Raw genomic sequence first — 17,472 nt, 5'->3', positions numbered from 1 at the left:
CCGGAATCCCCCGCCGCACATAGCTCCCGGAGAAATTGCATCGGCGATGCATCGAATGCCTCAAGCTGGTGCAACCCATGCACTATCTCGATTTAATTTGAAACAATTTGTTTCATTGCCCCCTTGATCTAGGGCATACCCCTAATATCGGCCGAAATTGAACCTTTCAGTTCAGAAAGCATCCTAATCCGTCCGTTTCGATGGATTTTCATTTGCTTTCATCAAAAAGGAGTCCTCATGAATCGCCCCAAGAGCATGCTGGTCGCCAACATCGCCTGGGCCCGCGAAACGCGCGAACGCACGCCCGGCTTCTTCGACGCGCTCGCGCGCGGCCAGAATCCGCGCGTGCTGTGGATCGGCTGCTCGGACAGCCGCGTGCCGGCCGAGACCATCACGCATTGCGCGCCCGGCGACCTGTTCGTCCACCGCAACATCGCGAACCTGTTCCAGCCCGATGACGACAACAGCGCCAGCGTGCTCGAGTACGCGGTGCGCGTGCTCGAGGTCGATCACGTGATCGTCTGCGGGCACTACGGCTGCGGCGGCGTGCGCGCGTCGCTGCTGCCGCCGCCCGCCGATCTGCCGCACGTCGCGCGCCGCATCGCGCCGCTGTGCGCGCTCGCGCACCGCCATCGCGGCGCGCTGGCCGGGCTCGACGACACGGCCGCCGCCGACCGCCTGGCCGAGCTGAACGTGCTCGAACAGGTCCGGCTGCTGCGCGCATCGCCGATCGTGCGCGACCGCGAACCGCCGCCGCTCGTGCACGGCTGGATCTTTTCGCTCGCCGACGGCCGCCTCAAGGAGCTGGATTCCGGCTATACGGCGCCCGAGCCGGCCGAATCCGACCTCGAGCACGCCGCCACGGCCGCGGCAGTCGGCTGATCCGCGCCTTCTTCCACGCCAATGACATCGCCCTCATCATGAAACTGAACGAGCGTCTGTCCCTGCTGCCGCGCGACATCATCGCCGGCATCGTCGTCTTCCTCGTCGCGCTGCCGCTGTGTCTCGGCATCGCCAATGCGTCCGGCGTCGAGCCGTTCGCCGGACTCGTGTCCGGCATCGTCGGCGGACTCGTCGTCGCGCTCCTGAGCGGCTCGTCGCTGTCCGTCAGCGGCCCCGCCGCCGGGCTCGTCGTGATCGTCGTCGAAGGCATTGCGCAACTCGGCAGCTTCCCGGCGTTCCTGCTCGCCGTGCTGCTGTCCGGCATCCTGCAATTCGGCTTCGGCATGCTGCGCGCCGGCCGCTTCGCGGCCTACGTGCCGTCCCCCGTCATCAAGGGCATGCTGGCGGCGATCGGGCTGCTGCTGATCGTCAAGCAGATCCCGTTCGCACTCGGCATCGGCGGCGCGGGCTCACCAGCGCTTGGCTCGTGGATGGCGCTGCCGACCGCGTGGGCGGCAACCGCCATCGCGCTCGCGTCGCTCGCGCTGCTGGTCGCGTGGGAGTGGCCCGCGCTGCGCCGTTTCGCGATCGTGCGCGCGGTACCGGCGCCGCTCGCGGTCGTTGCGCTCGGCATCGGCGCGACGCTCGTGCTCGGCGCGCTGGCGCCCGCGCTCGCGCCCGGCGCCGCGCACCGGGTCGCGCTGCCTGAGCTCGCGTCGTTTGCGGCGTTCGCGGCATCGCTCAAGCATGCGGAACTCGGCCCCAATTTCGCGCAGCTGGTCAATCCGGACGTCTGGCGGGTCGCGATCACGCTGGCGATCGTCGCGAGCCTCGAAACGCTGCTGAGCCTCGAAGCGGTCGAGCAGATCGATCCGAAGCGCCGGCAGACCCAGCCTGACCGCGAACTGAAGGCGCAAGGCGTCGGCAATCTCGTCGCCGGCGCGATGGGTGGACTGCCGATCACGTCGGTGATCGTGCGCAGCTCGGTCAACGTCAACGCGGGCGCGCAAAGCCGGCTGTCGGCGATCGTGCACGGCGTGCTGCTGCTCGTCAGCGTGTTCGCGCTCACGGGCCTCATCAACCTGATCCCGCTCGCGAGCCTCGCGGCGATCCTGATCCACACCGGCTTCAAGCTCGCCAAGCCGGCGCTGTTCCGCTCGGTCGCGAAACAGGGCCCGGCCGCGTTCGCGCCGTTCATCGCGACGATCGCCGGCGTGCTCGCCGTCGACCTGCTGTTCGGCATCGCGCTCGGCCTCGCTTGCAGCGTCCTCACGGTCGCCGTCGCGAACCTGAGGAGCCCGGTCACGCTCGCGCAGCATGACGACCACTTCCTGCTGTCGTTCCGCAAGGACGTGTCGTTCCTCGGCAAGGTGCAGGTCAAGCACCACCTGCGGCACATTCCGGACCGCGCGGCGGTGATCATCGACGCGACGCGCGCCGACTACATCGACCACGACGTGCTCGAACTGCTCGACGCGTTCATCGCCGACGCGCCGCAGCGCGGGATCGCGGTCGAATTCCGCCGGCCGTGCCCGCCGCCTCGCGCTGCCGCGCGGCGCTGGCAATTCCGCTCGCCCGCTGCGGAGTGAGCGGGCGCGGAATGAAAAAACGCCCCGGCGGCGTGGAGCCGCACGGGGCGCTTCGATCGCGCGCGACGCGCTTACGAGCGCTGCGGATTCACCTTGTCGTCCTTCGCGTGCAGCTTGTTCAGCGCCGAAATGTACGCTTTGGCGGATGCCGCGACGATATCCGGATCGGTGCCGACACCGTTGACGATCCGCCCGCTCTTCGACAGGCGCACCGTCACTTCGCCCTGCGCCTGCGTGCCGGTCGTGATGGCGTTGACCGAGTACAGCAGCAGCTCGGAACCGCTGCCGACTTCGCCTTCGATCGCATTGAACGTCGCGTCGACCGGGCCGTTGCCGCGCGCCTCGCCGGTCACTTCCTTGCCGTCGACCGCGAACACGACCTTCGCGTGCGGCTGCTCGCCCGTCTCGGAATGCTGCGCGAGCGACACGAACCTGAAGTGCTCCTGCTCGGCCGCCTGCGCGGCTTCCTCGGACACGATCGCGATGATGTCTTCGTCGAAGATTTCCGCCTTGCGGTCGGCCAGATCCTTGAAGCGCATGAACGCGGCGTTCAGGTCCGCTTCGCTGTCGAGCGCGATGCCGAGCTCCTGCAGGCGCTGCTTGAACGCATTGCGGCCCGACAGCTTGCCGAGCACGATCTTGTTGGCGGTCCAGCCCACGTCTTCCGCACGCATGATCTCGTACGTGTCGCGCGCCTTCAGCACGCCGTCCTGGTGGATGCCGGACGCGTGCGCGAACGCGTTCGCGCCGACCACCGCCTTGTTCGGCTGCACGACGAAGCCGGTGATCTGCGACACGAGCTTCGAGGTCGGCACGATCTGCGTCGTGTCGATGCCGACGTCGAGGCCGAAATAGTCCTTGCGGGTCTTCACGGCCATCACGATTTCCTCGAGCGACGTGTTGCCCGCGCGCTCGCCGAGACCGTTGATCGTGCATTCGACCTGGCGCGCGCCGCCGATCTTCACGCCGGCGAGCGAGTTCGCGACCGCCATCCCGAGGTCGTTGTGGCAATGCACCGAGAAGATCGCCTTATCCGAGTTCGGGATGCGCTCGCGCAGCGTCTTCACGAGGTTGCCGTACAGTTCCGGCACGCCGTAGCCGACCGTATCGGCGATGTTGATCGTCGTCGCGCCCTCCGCGATCACGGCTTCCAGCACGCGGCAGAGGAAGTCCATGTCCGAGCGGCTGCCGTCTTCCGGCGAGAATTCGACGTTGTCGGTGAACTTGCGCGCGAAACGTACCGCGAGGCGCGCCTGCTCGAACACCTGGTCCGGCGTCATGCGCAGCTTCTTTTCCATGTGCAGCGGCGACGTCGCGATGAACGTGTGGATCCGGAAGCTGTTCGCCGGCTTCAGCGCGTCGGCTGCACGCTGGATGTCCTTGTCGTTCGCCCGCGCCAGCGAGCAGATCGTGCTGTCCTTCACGAGGCCCGCGATCGTGTGGATCGCGTCGAAGTCGCCGTTCGAGCTGGCGGCGAAGCCGGCCTCGATCACGTCGACCTTCATCCGTTCGAGATGCTTCGCGATCCGGATCTTCTCTTCCTTCGTCATCGACGCGCCGGGCGACTGTTCACCGTCACGCAACGTCGTATCGAAAATGATCAGCTTGTCTGTCATGGGGGCTCCAAGGCTCTTTGTTCGGGGGTACAACGAGATGGATTCGCGCCACCGCTGGCGACGCTGAACGACAGACGAGCCTGGACGGGGGGCGAAAACGGTCAGCGCGGCAGGCGCGCTAGCGCTAGCGCGCGTAGCGGCGCACCGGCTAGAAGGAGGGAGAGGCGGGAAAATGCAGTCATGCCGACGACTATAGCGGCATTCGGCAGACCGCGCAATCGGACGACGCCCGAAGCGCGAGTGGAAAAAGGGGCACATGAAAAACGACGGCCCGCAGGCCGCCGTTTCGGAACGTGTCGCGCGTCAATGCTCGCGCTGCGACGAGCGCGCCGGATTCGGACGCCCGCGCACCGCCATGTACGCCCAGAACGCGTAGCCGGACAGCCCGTACAGCACGAACAGGCAGAACAGCATCAGCGGCGGATCGGACGACACGAGCACGAACGCGACGACGACCAGCAGGGTCGCCGCGAACGGCACGCGGTGACGCACGTCGAGCGCCTTGCCGCTGTAGAACGGCGCGTTCGACACCATCGTCACGCCGGCATAGATGGTCAGCACGAACGCGACCCACGGCAGCCAGCCGAGCTTCATCGGCACGCGGTTGTCGGTCGCGAGCCACACGAAGCCGGCGATCAGCGCCGCGGCGGCCGGGCTCGGCAGCCCCTGGAAGAAGCGCTTGTCGACCACCCCGATGTTCGCGTTGAAGCGCGCGAGGCGCAGCGCGGCGCCCGAGCAGTAGACGAACGCGGCGAGCCAGCCCCAGCGGCCGAGGTCCTTCAGCACCCACTCGTACATCACGAGCGCCGGCGCGACGCCGAACGACACCATGTCGGACAGGCTGTCGAACTGCTCGCCGAACGCGCTCTGCGTATGCGTCATGCGCGCGACCCGCCCGTCCATCCCGTCGAGCACCATCGCCGCGAAGATCGCGATCGCGGCGATCTCGAAGCGCACGTTCATCGCCTGCACCACCGCGAAGAACCCGCAGAACAGCGCGGCCGTGGTGAACGCGTTCGGCAGCAGGTAGATGCCGCGCGTCTTCAGGAACTGCTGGCGCTTCGCGCGGCGGCTCTCGACGATCGGCGCCGGGTCGGGCGCGACCGACTTGTTGCGGCGGAACGGCCGCAGGGTGCCATTGCGCGGCCGGCGCGGTTTGAATGCGGCCATCGTGCGCCCCGCCGCTTACTGTTCCAGCTCGGCGAGGATCGTCGACGACGCGTAGACCTTCTCGCCGATCGACACCTTCGCGCGGCTGCCGAGCGGCAGGTACACGTCGACGCGCGAACCGAAGCGGATGAAGCCGTAGCGCTGGCCGCGCGACAGCGGCTCGCCGGCGCGCACGTAGCACAGGATGCGGCGCGCGACGAGGCCCGCGATCTGCACCGCGGTGACAGTCTTGCCGCTCGCCGTCTGGATCACGACCGCATTGCGCTCGTTCTCGGTCGACGCCTTGTCGATCGCCGCGTTCAGGAACGCGCCCGGGAAGTACTCGACCTTGGTCACGGCGCCGTCCACCGGCGAACGCTGCGAGTGGACGTTGAAGACATTCATGAACACGCTGATCTTCAGCGCTTCGCGGTTCGCATACGGATCCTGCGCGGTCTCGACCGCGACGATGCGGCCGTCGGCCGGGCACAGCACCGCGTTCGGCTGCGCCGGGATCGGGCGCTGCGGATCGCGGAAGAACTGGACGACGAAGACGAGCAGCAGCCAGAACGGCCACGCGAAGCCGAAGCCCCCGACGGCATGGATCAACAGCGCGATGACGGCTGCAATCGCGATGAACGGCCAGCCTTCGCGCGCGATGATCGGATGAGGATAGTTCATGGATTCGTTCTGTGTTCGGTGAATTGCAAAGCCCGTAGGATAGCAAAAGCCGCCCGGGGCACTGCTGCCTTCGGGCGGCTTTTTGCTACCGACCCTCCTCTCGAAGGGCCGGAACAGCGCTTGTTGCTCAGTCCGTGCTTAGTTCTTCGACTGGTCGACGAGCTTGTTCTTCGCGATCCACGGCATCATCGCGCGCAGCTTCGCGCCGACCTGCTCGATCTGGTGCTCGGCCGTCAGGCGGCGGCGCGACTGCAGCGTGGGTGCGCCGGCCTTGTTCTCGAGAATGAAGCTCTTTGCGTACTCGCCGGTCTGGATGTCGGTCAGGCACTGCTTCATCGCCTTCTTCGTCTCTTCCGTCACGACGCGCGGGCCCGTCACGTACTCGCCGTATTCGGCGTTGTTCGAGATCGAGTAGTTCATGTTCGCGATGCCGCCTTCGTAGATCAGGTCGACGATCAGCTTCAGTTCGTGCAGGCACTCGAAGTACGCCATTTCCGGCGCGTAGCCCGCTTCGACCAGCGTCTCGAAGCCGGCCTTGATCAGCTCGACGGTGCCGCCGCACAGCACGGCCTGCTCGCCGAACAGGTCGGTTTCGGTTTCTTCACGGAAGTTCGTCTCGATGATGCCCGCACGGCCGCCGCCGTTCGCCGCCGCGTACGACAGCGCGATGTCGCGCGCCGCGCCCGACTTGTTCTGCGCAACCGCGATCAGGTGCGGCACGCCGCCGCCCTGCGAGTACGTGCCGCGCACCGTGTGGCCCGGCGCCTTCGGCGCGATCATGATCACGTCGAGGTCGGCGCGCGGGATCACCTGGCCGTAGTGGACGTTGAAGCCGTGCGCGAACGCCAGCGCCGCGCCTTCCTTGATGTTCGCGTGCACTTCCTTCGCGTACACGTCGGCGATCTGCTCGTCCGGCAGCAGCATCATCACGACGTCCGCGCCCTTCACCGCTTCCGCGACTTCCTTGACCGCGAGGCCGGCGTTCTCGGCCTTGCTCCACGACGCGCCGCCCTTACGCAGGCCGACCGTCACGTTCACGCCGCTGTCCTTCAGGTTCAGCGCGTGGGCGTGGCCTTGCGAGCCGTAGCCGATGATCGTGACTTGCTTGCCCTTGATGAGGGAGAGGTCGGCGTCTTTGTCGTAGAAAACGTTCATGATGGTTCCTTCGCTAATTCAAAAATTCAACAATTCGTTCAGATGGAGTACTGCGGGCCGGGACATGACGGCGCACCCGGCGTGCCTGTTCGGCATCACACCTTCAGGATGCGCTCGCCGCGTCCGATGCCGGAGCTGCCGGTGCGCACGGTCTCGAGGATCGCGCCCGCGTCCAGCCCCTGGATGAATGCGTCGAGCTTGTCGCTCGCGCCCGTCAATTCGATCGTGTAGGTCTTTTCGGTCACGTCGATGATGCGGCCCCGGAAAATATCCGACATCCGCTTCATCTCTTCGCGCTCCTTGCCCACTGCACGTACCTTGATCAGCATCAGCTCGCGTTCGATGTGTGCACCGTCGGTCAGGTCCACCACTTTCACCACCTCGATCAGGCGGTTCAGATGCTTCGTGATCTGTTCGATCACGTCGTCGGAGCCGATGGAAACGATGGTGAGCCGCGACAGCGATTGGTCTTCGGTCGGCGCCACCGTCAAGGTTTCGATGTTGTAGCCGCGAGCGGAAAACAGGCCGACCACGCGCGACAGCGCGCCCGGTTCGTTTTCCAGCAGGACGGAAATGATGTGTCTCATGTTCGCTTCTTCCAGAATGTGTCCGTGTCGTTGAGCCCGCGTCGCGCGGCGCCGCGTGCCGCGCCGCCCTTCGTGAAGGCGGCCGCATCCGGCCTCGCGCGCGCCGCGCCGTTACAGGTCTTCCGATCCGAGCAGCATCTCGGTGATGCCCTTGCCGGCCTGGACCATCGGCCAGACGTTTTCGGTCGGATCGGTCTGGAAGTCGAGAAACACGGTGCGGTCCTTCAGGCGCAGCGCTTCCTTCAGCGCCGGCTCGACGTCCGCGGTCTTTTCGATGCGCATGCCGACGTGGCCATACGCCTCGGCGAGCTTCACGAAGTCCGGCAGCGCATCCATGTACGAATGCGAATAGCGCTTGCTGTATTCGATCTGCTGCCACTGGCGGACCATGCCGAGGTAGCGGTTGTTCAGCGAAATGATCTTGATCGGCGTGTCGTACTGCAGGCAGGTCGACAGCTCCTGGATGCACATCTGGATCGAGCCTTCGCCCGTGATGCACAGCACGTCGTCGTCCGGGTGCGCCATCTTGACGCCCATCGCCGCCGGCAGGCCGAAGCCCATCGTGCCGAGGCCGCCCGAGTTGATCCAGCGGCGCGGCTTGTTGAAGCGGTAGAACTGCGCGGCCCACATCTGGTGCTGGCCGACGTCCGAGCACACGAACGCGTTGCCGTCCGTCAGCTCCCACGCCTTCTCGACCACGTACTGCGGCTTGATGATCTCGCTGTCGCGGTCGTACTTCAGGCAGTCCTTCGCGCGCCAGCCTTCGATGTCCTTCCACCACTGCGCGAGCGCTTCGGTGTCCGGGCCGTGCTCGGCCGTCTGCAGCTGCTCGATCAGCTCCTTCAGCACTTCCTTCACGTCGCCGACGATCGGGATGTCGACCTTCACGCGCTTCGAGATCGACGACGGGTCGATGTCGATGTGGATGATCTTGCGCGGCCGCGACGCGAAGTGGGTCGGATCGCCGATCACGCGGTCGTCGAAGCGCGCGCCGATCGCGATCAGCACGTCGCAGTGCTGCATCGCCATGTTCGCTTCGTAGGTGCCGTGCATGCCGAGCATGCCGAGGAACTTCTTGTCCGACGCGCGATAGCCGCCGAGGCCCATCAGCGTGTTGGTGACCGGGTAGCCGAGCAGGTCCGCGAACTGGTTCAGCTCGCGCGACGCGTCGGCGAGGATGATGCCGCCGCCGGTATAGATATACGGGCGCTTCGCCGACAGCAGCAGCGACACCGCCTTGCGGATCTGGCCCGAATGGCCTTTCGTGACCGGATTGTACGAGCGCAGCGACACGCTCTTGACGGGCTCATAGCGGCACGGCGTCTTCGAGATGTCCTTCGGGATATCGATCAGCACCGGGCCCGGACGGCCGGTACGTGCGATGTAGAAAGCCTTCTTGACCGTTTCCGCGAGGTCGCGCACATCCTTCACGAGGAAGTTGTGCTTCACGCACGGACGCGTGATGCCGACGGTGTCGCACTCCTGGAACGCATCCTGGCCGATCGCCGCGGTGGGCACCTGGCCGCTGATCACGACCATCGGGATCGAATCCATGTAGGCCGTCGCGATGCCGGTCACCGCGTTGGTGACGCCGGGGCCGGAGGTCACGAGGCAGACGCCGACCTTGCCGGTGGAACGCGCATACGCGTCGGCTGCGTGCACGGCCGCCTGTTCATGGCGCACCAGCACGTGCTGAATCTTGTCCTGCTTGTACAGCTCGTCGTAGATATAGAGAACCGAGCCGCCGGGGTAGCCCCAGATGAATTCGACGTTTTCGTCGGCCAGTGCCTGCATGAGCACGGTGGCGCCGATCGAGTCGCTATCGGGAGGAGAAAGGGGTTCCGACGTGGAGAATTCCGCGCTGGGCATGTTCATTGTTGACCTATCGAATTTTCGGCAAAAAATTGATCGGGTGCTCTCTGCCGGGCTTGTGGCTCGGGTTCAAGCGGCGCGTCCAGTTTGAAGGGCGGGCTTCTTGGGCCAGCCTCAAATGAGACCATCACTTATGTTGCGAACGGACGACGATAGCCGGTCGCGCGAACGCCGTCAAGCAAAATGTCCCGCAGTGCATCATCGCCGCCCGCGGGCGGCCCCGCGCCGCGGTTCGCGCGCAACGCGCCGCGCCCGACCCGGTGCCAAGCAGCGCGAAAATTTGTTAGCATCCGCGGGTTTTACGAAATTTTTCGACCTTCTTCACGCGGCAGTCCGCAGCGCATACCTTCACGGAATGGCATCAGACAAGGAACTCGCCGACTTTCTGGCGGGCGTCGAAAGGCGCGCGTTCAAGCAGGCTGCGTACGCGGTACGTGACGACGATGCGTCGCTCGACATCGTGCAGGACGCGATGATCAAACTGGCGGAAAAATACGGCGACCGGCCGGCCGCCGAGCTGCCGCTGCTTTTTCAGCGGATCCTGCAGAACGCGATCCACGACTGGTTCCGCCGGCAGAAGGTCCGCAACACCTGGGTCACGCTCTTCTCGTCGCTGAACAATACCGACGACGACGACTTCGACCCCCTCGAAACGCTCGAGGCGGCCGACCAGACGCCGGGCGTCGAGAGCAGCGAGCACCGCCTCGAGCGGGAGCAGGTTCTGGCCCTGATCGACGAGGAAATCCAGAAACTTCCGGCGCGTCAACGGGAAGCGTTCCTGATGCGTTACTGGGAAGATATGGATGTCGCCGAGACTGCCGCCGCAATGGGGTGCTCCGAAGGCAGCGTCAAGACGCATTGCTCGCGAGCCACCCACACGCTGGCGGAAGCGCTCAAGGCCAAAGGAATCACGCTATGAGCTCCGCTCCCTCGAACCGAGAACTCGAAATCGCGCTGAAGGTGCGCCGCGCGCTCGATGAGCGCGCGGCCGCGCTGCCGGCCGCCACCACCGACCGGCTGGCCGCCGCCCGCCAGGCCGCGCTTGCGCGCAAGAAGCCGGAAGCGGCCAGCGCGCCGGTGTTCGTGCCGGCCTTCGCCGGTGCGGCCGGTGCCTACGGCACGCCGCCCGCGAGCCGCCCGCGCGCGTCGTTCGCGCGCCGCCTGCTGCGCGCGTGGCCGCTCGCGCTGCTGCTCGCCGGCCTCGTCGGCATCGCGTATTGGGAAGACATGCAGCGCACCGCCGAGCTGGCCGACATCGACGCGGCGATGCTCAGCGACGACCTGCCGCTCAACGCGTACCTCGACCACGGGTTCAACGCGTATCTTTCGCACGCCCACTAATCAGACAAGCAACGAGGGGATCGCACGGGTGAGTCAGAAGCGCGGCCTGGCCGTATTTTTCGGATGCGTGATCGCGATCGCCGTTTCGTACGTCGCCACCTACTCCCGATTCAACCCGCCGCCCGCGGCGGTCTCGCCCGCGGCCACCAGTGCGCCCGCGCCGACCTCCTCCGCCGTCGGGCTAACCGCCGATCTCGCGCCACTTCCGCTTCCGCTGCCGGCCGCCAACGGCCCGCTGTCGTGGGCGCGCCTGAGCGCGGCCCAGCGCGCGGCGCTCGCGCCGTTCGCCGACCAATGGGACTCGTTCAGCGATGCCCGCAAGCGCAAATGGCTGAAGATCGCGGCGCGCTTCCCGAAGATGACGCCCGATGCGCAGAAGCGCCTGCAGGAGCGCATGGCCGAATGGGTCAGGATGACGCCCGAGCAGCGCCGCGTCGCGCGCGAGAACTACCAGACCGCGAAGGACCTGTCCGCGCAGGCGCGTGAGCGCGCGTGGAAGGCCTACCAGCAGTTGCCCGAGGAGCAGAAGGAGCGCCTCGCGGCGGCCGAGCGCCGCCGCCGGCCGACCGTCGTCAGCGCGCCGCCGACCGGCAAGGGTGACCGCGACGTCCGCCGCCTCGTGAACGCGCACGAGCATCCGGCCAGCAACCCGGCCGCCGCGGTACCCGCTTCGGCCGGCGCGGGCGTGCCGCCCGCCGCCTCGGCCACCTCCGGCGCACCACCGGCCGCCACGCCGGTGTCGCCCGCCGACGCGCCGTCGCTGTTCAAGGGCTCCTGAACTGCCGTGGCGAGCGCTCCCGCAGCCACCCAAGACTCGAGCGACGCCGTGCCATCCGTGCGCCGGCGCCTCGCCGCGATGCTGTATGAAGCCGTCCTGCTGTTCGGCGTGGTGTTCTTCGCCGCGCTCGCCTTCAGCGTCGTGCTGCAACAGCGCAACGGCCTCGTTCATCACAACCTGCTCGCCGCGTGGATCGCGCTCGTCGTCGGCGCATATTTCGTCTGGTTCTGGACGCACGGCGGCCAGACGCTGCCGATGAAGACCTGGCGCCTGAAGATCGAGTCGGCGAGCGGCCGGCCGCTGAGCGCCGGCCACGCGCTCGTCCGCTACGCGCTCGGCTGGCTGTGGTTCCTGCCGCCGCTCGCGCTGCACCCGCTCCTCGGCCTGTCCGTGCCCGTCACGCTCGCGCTCGCCGGCGCGTGGATCGCCGTGTGGGCCGGCGCCGCCCGTCTGCACGCGGGGCGGCAATTTCCGCACGACCGGCTCGCGCGCACCCGCGTCGTCGCGGTTTCGCGTTGATGCGCTGAGCTGCTCGGGCCGCTTCCTCGGCCTGCTTTGCTTCCCCGCTGCTCCGTCGCCGCTAGCGGCCGGCTTCACATTCCGCTGACGAAACCGCACGCGGTCTCCGCAAACGCCCGGCCGTCCCGCCACCCGCGAGCCAGCACCCCAAACCGGGCGCCCGATCACGCAACACCACCCCACCCCCGACTAAACAAGCAATCACGACAGTAATAAGAACGTCTTGTGACTGTCACGTCACAGTCACGCCCGCATGGCGCAATGCCGGTAATGTCAACCGGCGCGAGTCATGCATGGGCCAGAAACCGTCCGCGACCTCCCTGTTTCGTCACCCCCTCGGCGCCCGCGCCGCCACCGCCTTCCTGTCCGGCTCGGCCGCGGCCGACACCCTCACGGCACATGAACCGCCTGCCGCGTCCGCCACGCAGCGCGACGATCACGAACCGTCCGCGCATCGCTACCGCACCATCTGGCTGTCCGACATCCATCTCGGCTCGAGCGGCTGCCAGGCCACGTACCTGCTCGACTTCCTGCGCCACAACGATTCCGAATACCTGTACCTCGTCGGCGACATCATCGACGGCTGGCAGCTGAAAAAGGGCTGGTACTGGCCGCAGGCGCACAACGACGTCGTGCAGAAGATCCTGCGCAAGGCCCGCAAGGGCACGCAGGTCGTCTACATCCCGGGCAACCACGACGAAGGCGCGCGGCAGTTCTGCGACCTCGCGTTCGGCGACATCCAGGTGCGCGGCGAGGCGTTCCACACGACGCTGTCAGGCAAACGTTTGTGGATCGTGCACGGCGACCTGTTCGACGGCGTGATCCAGCACGCGAAATGGCTCGCGTACCTCGGCGACACGCTCTACACGCTGATCCTCGTGCTGAACCGCTGGTTCAACCGGATCCGCAGCCGGCTCGGCTTCCAGTACTGGTCGCTGTCGCAGTACCTGAAGCACCAGGTGAAGAACGCGGTCAACTTCATCTCGCAGTTCGAGACCGTGATGACCGACGAAGCCCGCCGGCGCGGCTGCGACGGCGTCGTCTGCGGCCACATCCACAAGGCGGAGATCCGCGACATCGACGGCGTGCTGTACTGCAACGACGGCGATTGGGTCGAGAGCCTGTCCGCGCTCGTCGAAACGATGGAAGGCGAGCTGAAGGTCGTCTACTGGACGGCGATGCGCACGCCGTCCGCGGCCGTCTCGCGCAAGACCAAGGCCACGGCCTGACTCCGCGCCCCCTCCCCGGCACTTACTTACAGGACACATGCCGCGATGAAGATCATGATCGTCACCGACGCGTGGGAACCGCAGGTCAACGGCGTCGTGCGCACGCTGAAGAGCACGTCCCGCGAACTCACGGCCCTCGGCCACCGCGTCGAACTGCTGACGCCGCTCGAATTCCGCACGGTGCCCTGCCCGACCTATCCGGAAATCCGCCTGTCGATCCTGCCGTACCGCAAGCTGCGCGCGCGGATCGACGCGTTCGCGCCCGACGCGCTGCACATCGCGACCGAGGGGCCGCTCGGCCTCGCCGCGCGCCGCTATGCACGCGCGCGCAAGCTGCCGTTCACGACCGCGTATCACACGCGCTTCCCGGAATACGTGCAGGCGCGCTTCGGCATCCCGCTGGCCGCGACCTACCGCTTCCTGCACTGGTTCCACGCGCCGTCGCTCGCGGTGATGGCGCCGACGCCGGTCGTCAAGCACGACCTCGAGCAGTACGGCTTCACGAACGTCGTCCTGTGGACACGCGGCGTGGATCTCGATATCTTCCGGCCCATGGAGTCCAAGGTCCTCAACACCGCCCGGCCGATCTTCCTGTACGTCGGCCGCGTCGCGATCGAGAAGAACGTCGAGGCGTTCCTGCGGCTCGACCTGCCCGGCTCGAAGTGGGTCGCGGGCGAAGGCCCCGCGCTCGCGGAGCTGAAGTCGCGTTATCCGGAGGCGAACTACCTCGGCGTGCTGTCGCAGGCCGAGCTCGCCAAGGTCTACGCGGCCGCGGACGTGTTCGTGTTCCCGAGCCGCACCGACACCTTCGGGCTCGTGCTGCTCGAGGCGCTCGCATGCGGCACGCCGGTCGCGGCCTACCCGGTCACCGGCCCGGTCGACGTGCTCGGCGGCGGCAACGCGGGCGCGATGCACGAGGACCTGCAGGAAGCCTGCCTCGAAGCGCTGAAGATCGAGCGCGCGACCGCCCGCGAGTGGGCGGAGCGCTTCTCGTGGCGCGCCGCGTCCGAGCAGTTCGCGTCGCATCTGAAACCGCTGCCGAAGACTGCGTACTCGCCCGCCGAAGGTGCTGCCATTTGAAACGAGACCTGAACGACCACACCTCACCGACTGCCGCAACGGCACCCACGCATCGCCCGTTCGACGAAGAAGAGCCGCACGCCGACACCGACGCGCACGCGTCCGAGCCGCTCGGCCCCGACGACGGCCTCGCGCCGCTGCCGCCGAATCCGTACAAGCGCAACCGCGGCCTCACGCGCGCGTGGTACGCGCTCAAGCATTCGCTGAACGGTTTCCGGGTCGCGATCCGCGAGGAGAGCGCATTCCGCCAGGAACTGACGCTCGCCGCGCTGATGCTGCCCATCGGCGCATTCGCGCCGGTGCCCGCCGCGTCGCGCGCGCTCCTGATCGCGTCGGTGCTGCTGGTGCTGATCGTCGAGCTGCTGAACTCGAGCGTCGAAGCCGCGATCGACCGCATCTCGCTCGAGCGCCACGAACTGTCGAAGCGCGCGAAGGACCTCGGCAGCGCGGCCGTCACGGTTGCGCTGTTCGCGTGCGTGACCACGTGGGGCTTCGTGCTCGGCCCGGTCGTCGCGCGCTGGCTCGGCTTCTAGCCGAACACGCCGGCGCGCCGGTGCGGCGGCGCACCATGCGTCGCGCGCATTGCGATGACGAAATGCGCGCGACGCGGGGAAACAGCGGTTTATAATCGTCCGCCAGACATAGAACAGTAACCCGCGCCGGACGAATCACGCAGCATCGATTGCAGCGCCCGCCAGTCCGGCACACACAGGGCCGGACGACATGGAAGCGAAACCTCCCCGCCGCACCCGCGAACGGATTCTCGAGCTGTCGTTGAAACTCTTCAACGAGATCGGCGAACCGAACGTCACCACCACGACGATCGCCGAGGAAATGGAAATCAGCCCAGGCAACCTCTACTACCATTTCCGCAACAAGGACGACATCATCAACAGCATCTTCGCGCAGTTCGAGCAGGCGATCGAAAAGCGCCTGCGCTTCCCCGAAGATCACCGTCCGACGATCGACGAAACATGGTCGTACCTGCAGTACATGGCCGACTTCATGTGGACCTACCGTTTCCTGTATCGCGACCTCAACGACCTGCTCGCGCGCAACCGCACGCTGGAAACGCACTTCAAGCAGATCATCAGCCACAAGGTGCGCTTCGCGCGCGAGATGTGCGAGCTGCTCGTGTCGGATGCCGAGATGGTGGCGACGCCCGCCGAGATCGCGGTCATCGCAACCAACATGGCCGTGATCTCGACCTACTGGCTGTCGTATCAGTACGTGATGCACCCGCGCAAGTACAACGACCAGGATGCGATCCGCGAGGAGTTGCACCAGGTCAGCATGCACGTGATCTCCGTGATGGCGCCGTACCTGCGCGGCCGCTCGCGGCAGCTGTTCGACGATCTCGTCTCCGGCAAGCTGCCCAAGCGCGAATTCGCCGACTACCTGCCGCCGCGCGACGGTTCGCCGCGCGCCGGCGGGCCGGCCCTCCTCGCAAAGGACGCGAAGCAATGAAGGCCGTATGCGTGTACTGCGGGTCGTCGCCCGGCGTGCGGCCCGTCTATGCGGAAGCCGCGCGCGCGTTCGGCCGCGCCCTCGTCGATGCCGGCCTCACGCTCGTCTACGGCGGCGGCCGCGTCGGGCTGATGGGCACGATCGCCGACGAAGTGATGGCGGCCGGCGGCCGCGCGGTCGGCGTGATCCCCGAGCTGCTCGTCGACAAGGAAGTCGGCCACACCGGCCTGTCGGAGCTGCACGTGGTGCCGGACATGCATCACCGCAAGAAGATGATGGCCGACCTCGCCGACGGGTTCGTCGCGATGCCCGGCGGCGCCGGCACGCTCGAGGAATTCTTCGAGGTCTACACGTGGGCGCAGCTCGGCTATCACCGCAAGCCCGTCGCGCTCTACAACATCGACGCGTTCTACGATCCGCTGATCGCGCTGCTCCGGCACACGGTCGACGAAGGCTTCATGCGGCCCGCCTATTTCGACACGCTGTGCATCGACGCCGATCCGGCCGCGCTGATCGGGCAGCTGCGCGGCTACCAGCCGCCCACGCGCGACAAGTGGGCGCCCGACGAAACCGAATGACGCCAAGCCGCGCGCGATGACCGAACCGTCCGAACGCAAAGTCGTCCTGATCACCGGCGCGAGCCGCGGCATCGGCCGCGCATGCGCCGTGCTCGCGGCTGCACGCGGCTGGGACGTCGGCATCAACTACGCGCGCGACGCGGCGGCGGCCGACGCGACCGCGGCCGCCGTGCGCGACGCGGGCGGCCGCGCGTGCGTCGTGGCCGGCGACGTGTCGAGCGAAGCGGACGTCGTCGCGATGTTCGACACCGTCGTCGCGACGCTCGGCCGGCTCGACGCGCTCGTCAACAACGCCGGCATCGTCGCGCCGTCGCTGCCGCTCGCCGACATGCCGGTCGAACGGCTGAAGCGGGTGTTCGACACCAACGTGCTCGGCGCGTACCTGTGCGCGCGCGAGGCCGCGCGCCGGCTGTCGACCGATCGCGGCGGCCGCGGCGGCGCAATCGTCAACGTGTCGTCGATCGCGGCCCGGCTCGGCTCGCCGAACGAATACGTCGACTATGCGGGGTCGAAGGGCGCGGTCGATTCGCTGACGATCGGCCTCGCGAAGGAACTCGGGCCGCACGGCGTGCGCGTGAACGCCGTGCGGCCGGGCCTGATCGAAACCGAGATCCACGCGAGCGGCGGCCAGCCGGGCCGCGCCGGCCGCCTCGGCGCGCAGACGCCGCTCGGCCGCGCGGGCGAAGCGCAGGAAGTCGCCGAGGCGATCGTCTGGCTGCTCGGCGATGCCGCGTCGTATACGACCGGCGCCCTCCTCGACGTCGGCGGCGGCCGCTGATCCGGCCCCAGGGCGGCCGCCCCGGCCGCCGCCCGACTCGCCCGGTGGTCACAACACCACAAATCTCCACAATATCGTGGCGCTCCCAGTAAACATCCGTAACAGTTTCGTGGTCTACTAGCGCCCAGCGACGCAACCGGCCATCCGGCTGCCAGGTCGCGTCGATGCAAA

Annotated in this window: 18 protein-coding genes; 12 read left to right on the top strand and 6 right to left on the bottom strand. The window is 67.2% G+C overall.

From position 1 onward, the window contains the following. Window positions 1-237 precede the first annotated feature (237 nt). Window positions 238-882, top strand: coding sequence for a carbonic anhydrase (locus WJ35_RS00775; protein WP_069238609.1), 645 nt, complete (start codon window positions 238-240; stop codon window positions 880-882). A gap of 38 nt (window positions 883-920) precedes the next feature. Continuing rightward, the gene (locus tag WJ35_RS00770) at window positions 921-2,471 is read left to right on the top strand and encodes a SulP family inorganic anion transporter (protein ID WP_069238608.1); all 1,551 of its coding nucleotides are present in this window, start codon (window positions 921-923) and stop codon (window positions 2,469-2,471) included. Between the two features lie 71 nt (window positions 2,472-2,542). On the opposite strand, the gene WJ35_RS00765 is transcribed toward WJ35_RS00770, so the two are convergent. The 6 genes from WJ35_RS00765 to WJ35_RS00740 all read right to left on the bottom strand — a co-directional run bounded on the left by WJ35_RS00765 (window position 2,543) and on the right by WJ35_RS00740 (window position 9,534). Then, window positions 2,543-4,087, bottom strand: a complete 1,545-nt coding sequence (locus WJ35_RS00765) for a 2-isopropylmalate synthase (protein WP_059647494.1) — start codon at window positions 4,085-4,087, stop codon at window positions 2,543-2,545. A 303-nt stretch (window positions 4,088-4,390) separates the two neighbouring features. Beyond that, a complete protein-coding gene (gene pssA, locus WJ35_RS00760; protein ID WP_010091179.1) occupies window positions 4,391-5,257 on the bottom strand; it encodes a CDP-diacylglycerol--serine O-phosphatidyltransferase in 867 nt (288 codons plus the stop codon). A gap of 15 nt (window positions 5,258-5,272) precedes the next feature. Next, window positions 5,273-5,917 carry a phosphatidylserine decarboxylase gene (locus WJ35_RS00755; protein WP_042585925.1) on the bottom strand — a complete coding sequence of 215 codons (645 nt, stop codon included), beginning with the start codon at window positions 5,915-5,917 and terminating at the stop codon, window positions 5,273-5,275. 138 nt (window positions 5,918-6,055) lie between these two features. Further along, a complete protein-coding gene (ilvC, locus tag WJ35_RS00750; protein WP_010091177.1) occupies window positions 6,056-7,072 on the bottom strand; it encodes a ketol-acid reductoisomerase in 1,017 nt (338 codons plus the stop codon). Window positions 7,073-7,167: 95 nt separating this feature from the next. Then, complete coding sequence (gene ilvN / locus WJ35_RS00745; RefSeq protein ID WP_006398781.1) at window positions 7,168-7,659, bottom strand: acetolactate synthase small subunit; 492 nt, start codon at window positions 7,657-7,659, stop codon at window positions 7,168-7,170. 111 nt (window positions 7,660-7,770) lie between these two features. Next, complete coding sequence (locus WJ35_RS00740; RefSeq protein WP_060231946.1) at window positions 7,771-9,534, bottom strand: acetolactate synthase 3 catalytic subunit; 1,764 nt, start codon at window positions 9,532-9,534, stop codon at window positions 7,771-7,773. Between the two features lie 352 nt (window positions 9,535-9,886). Here WJ35_RS00740 and WJ35_RS00735 point away from each other — a divergent pair, with 352 nt between their 5' ends. The 10 genes from WJ35_RS00735 (at window position 9,887) to WJ35_RS00690 (ending at window position 17,301) form a co-directional block, all read left to right on the top strand. Beyond that, window positions 9,887-10,450 (top strand): RNA polymerase sigma factor, encoded by a 564-nt coding sequence (locus WJ35_RS00735; RefSeq protein ID WP_010091174.1) that lies wholly within the window; start codon window positions 9,887-9,889, stop codon window positions 10,448-10,450. Then, complete coding sequence (locus WJ35_RS00730) at window positions 10,447-10,872, top strand: DUF3619 family protein (protein ID WP_069238607.1); 426 nt, start codon at window positions 10,447-10,449, stop codon at window positions 10,870-10,872. Before WJ35_RS00735 ends, WJ35_RS00730 begins: the two co-directional genes overlap by 4 nt. Before the next feature lie 28 nt (window positions 10,873-10,900). After that, window positions 10,901-11,650 carry a DUF3106 domain-containing protein gene (locus tag WJ35_RS00725; protein ID WP_069238606.1) on the top strand — a complete coding sequence of 250 codons (750 nt, stop codon included), beginning with the start codon at window positions 10,901-10,903 and terminating at the stop codon, window positions 11,648-11,650. Window positions 11,651-11,728: 78 nt separating this feature from the next. Continuing rightward, window positions 11,729-12,169: an RDD family protein gene (locus WJ35_RS00720; protein WP_230459689.1), complete on the top strand. Its 441-nt coding sequence runs from the start codon at window positions 11,729-11,731 to the stop codon at window positions 12,167-12,169. A gap of 293 nt (window positions 12,170-12,462) precedes the next feature. Beyond that, complete coding sequence (locus tag WJ35_RS00715) at window positions 12,463-13,398, top strand: UDP-2,3-diacylglucosamine diphosphatase (RefSeq protein ID WP_060231959.1); 936 nt, start codon at window positions 12,463-12,465, stop codon at window positions 13,396-13,398. A gap of 45 nt (window positions 13,399-13,443) precedes the next feature. Continuing rightward, window positions 13,444-14,478: a glycosyltransferase family 4 protein gene (locus tag WJ35_RS00710; protein ID WP_069238604.1), complete on the top strand. Its 1,035-nt coding sequence runs from the start codon at window positions 13,444-13,446 to the stop codon at window positions 14,476-14,478. Continuing rightward, window positions 14,475-15,011, top strand: a complete 537-nt coding sequence (locus WJ35_RS00705) for a diacylglycerol kinase (protein WP_069238603.1) — start codon at window positions 14,475-14,477, stop codon at window positions 15,009-15,011. The genes WJ35_RS00710 and WJ35_RS00705 overlap by 4 nt, the downstream gene beginning before the upstream one ends. A 190-nt stretch (window positions 15,012-15,201) precedes the next feature. Further along, window positions 15,202-15,945, top strand: coding sequence for a TetR/AcrR family transcriptional regulator (locus WJ35_RS00700; RefSeq protein WP_069238602.1), 744 nt, complete (start codon window positions 15,202-15,204; stop codon window positions 15,943-15,945). Beyond that, on the top strand, window positions 15,942-16,523 hold the full coding sequence (locus WJ35_RS00695) for a TIGR00730 family Rossman fold protein (RefSeq protein WP_059618518.1): 582 nt from the start codon (window positions 15,942-15,944) through the stop codon (window positions 16,521-16,523). Before WJ35_RS00700 ends, WJ35_RS00695 begins: the two co-directional genes overlap by 4 nt. Before the next feature lie 16 nt (window positions 16,524-16,539). Continuing rightward, a complete protein-coding gene (locus WJ35_RS00690; RefSeq protein WP_060231962.1) occupies window positions 16,540-17,301 on the top strand; it encodes an SDR family oxidoreductase in 762 nt (253 codons plus the stop codon). The last annotated feature ends 171 nt before the right edge of the window (window positions 17,302-17,472 follow it).

Origin of the sequence: Burkholderia ubonensis (assembly GCF_001718695.1) — a bacterium.
Lineage (GTDB): Bacteria > Pseudomonadota > Gammaproteobacteria > Burkholderiales > Burkholderiaceae > Burkholderia > Burkholderia ubonensis_B.
The sequence above is the reverse complement of the archived record's forward strand: the minus strand, read 5'-3'. Positions and strand labels throughout refer to the sequence as shown.

Bases quoted from the DNA above. Each gene is read 5' to 3' on its own strand.
- WJ35_RS00775 (WP_069238609.1), top strand. From the start codon at position 238: ATGAATCGCCCCAAGAGCATGCTGGTCGCCAACATCGCCTGGGCCCGC.
- WJ35_RS00770 (WP_069238608.1), top strand. From the start codon at position 921: ATGAAACTGAACGAGCGTCTGTCCCTGCTGCCGCGCGACATCATCGCC.
- WJ35_RS00765 (WP_059647494.1), bottom strand. From the start codon at position 4,087: ATGACAGACAAGCTGATCATTTTCGATACGACGTTGCGTGACGGTGAA.
- pssA (WP_010091179.1), bottom strand. From the start codon at position 5,257: ATGGCCGCATTCAAACCGCGCCGGCCGCGCAATGGCACCCTGCGGCCG.
- WJ35_RS00755 (WP_042585925.1), bottom strand. From the start codon at position 5,917: ATGAACTATCCTCATCCGATCATCGCGCGCGAAGGCTGGCCGTTCATC.
- ilvC (WP_010091177.1), bottom strand. From the start codon at position 7,072: ATGAACGTTTTCTACGACAAAGACGCCGACCTCTCCCTCATCAAGGGC.
- ilvN (WP_006398781.1), bottom strand. From the start codon at position 7,659: ATGAGACACATCATTTCCGTCCTGCTGGAAAACGAACCGGGCGCGCTG.
- WJ35_RS00740 (WP_060231946.1), bottom strand. From the start codon at position 9,534: ATGAACATGCCCAGCGCGGAATTCTCCACGTCGGAACCCCTTTCTCCT.
- WJ35_RS00735 (WP_010091174.1), top strand. From the start codon at position 9,887: ATGGCATCAGACAAGGAACTCGCCGACTTTCTGGCGGGCGTCGAAAGG.
- WJ35_RS00730 (WP_069238607.1), top strand. From the start codon at position 10,447: ATGAGCTCCGCTCCCTCGAACCGAGAACTCGAAATCGCGCTGAAGGTG.
- WJ35_RS00720 (WP_230459689.1), top strand. From the start codon at position 11,729: ATGCTGTATGAAGCCGTCCTGCTGTTCGGCGTGGTGTTCTTCGCCGCG.
- WJ35_RS00715 (WP_060231959.1), top strand. From the start codon at position 12,463: ATGGGCCAGAAACCGTCCGCGACCTCCCTGTTTCGTCACCCCCTCGGC.
- WJ35_RS00710 (WP_069238604.1), top strand. From the start codon at position 13,444: ATGAAGATCATGATCGTCACCGACGCGTGGGAACCGCAGGTCAACGGC.
- WJ35_RS00700 (WP_069238602.1), top strand. From the start codon at position 15,202: ATGGAAGCGAAACCTCCCCGCCGCACCCGCGAACGGATTCTCGAGCTG.
- WJ35_RS00695 (WP_059618518.1), top strand. From the start codon at position 15,942: ATGAAGGCCGTATGCGTGTACTGCGGGTCGTCGCCCGGCGTGCGGCCC.
- WJ35_RS00690 (WP_060231962.1), top strand. From the start codon at position 16,540: ATGACCGAACCGTCCGAACGCAAAGTCGTCCTGATCACCGGCGCGAGC.